Raw genomic sequence first — 566 nt, forward strand, 5'->3', positions numbered from 1 at the left:
AAGAACGCGCGGGTGCTGGTGATCGGCGCCGGCGGGCTCGGGGCGCCCGCGTTGCTGTATCTGGCCGCGGCCGGCGTGGGCACGATCGGCATCGTCGACTTCGACGTAGTCGACGAGTCGAACCTGCAGCGCCAGATCATCCACGGCGTGGCCGACGTCGGGCGGTCCAAGGCCCAGTCGGCGCGCGACTCGATCGCCGCGATCAACCCGCTGGTCGACGTGCGGTTGCACGAATTCAGGCTGGAGCCCGGCAACGCCGTCGACCTGTTCGCGCAGTACGACCTGATCCTGGACGGCACCGACAACTTCGCCACCCGGTATCTCGTCAACGACGCCGCGGTGCTGGCCGGCAAGCCGTACGTGTGGGGCTCGATCTACCGCTTCGAGGGGCAGGTTTCGGTGTTCTGGGAGGACGCCCCCGACGGGCGCGGCCTCAACTACCGCGACCTGTACCCGGAGCCGCCGCCGCCCGGCATGGTGCCGTCCTGCGCGGAAGGCGGTGTGCTGGGCATCATCTGCGCTTCGATCGCGTCGGTGATGGGCACCGAGGCCATCAAGCTGATCAC

At 69.1% G+C, this 566-nt stretch carries 1 protein-coding gene; it reads left to right on the forward strand.

The annotated features are described in order from the left end of the window. On the forward strand, positions 1-566 hold a 566-nt coding region (locus A5736_RS14715), incomplete at both ends, for a ThiF family adenylyltransferase (protein ID WP_175611285.1).

This window comes from Mycobacterium sp. SP-6446 (assembly GCF_001954045.1).
In the GTDB taxonomy this organism is placed as follows: Bacteria; Actinomycetota; Actinomycetes; order Mycobacteriales; family Mycobacteriaceae; genus Mycobacterium.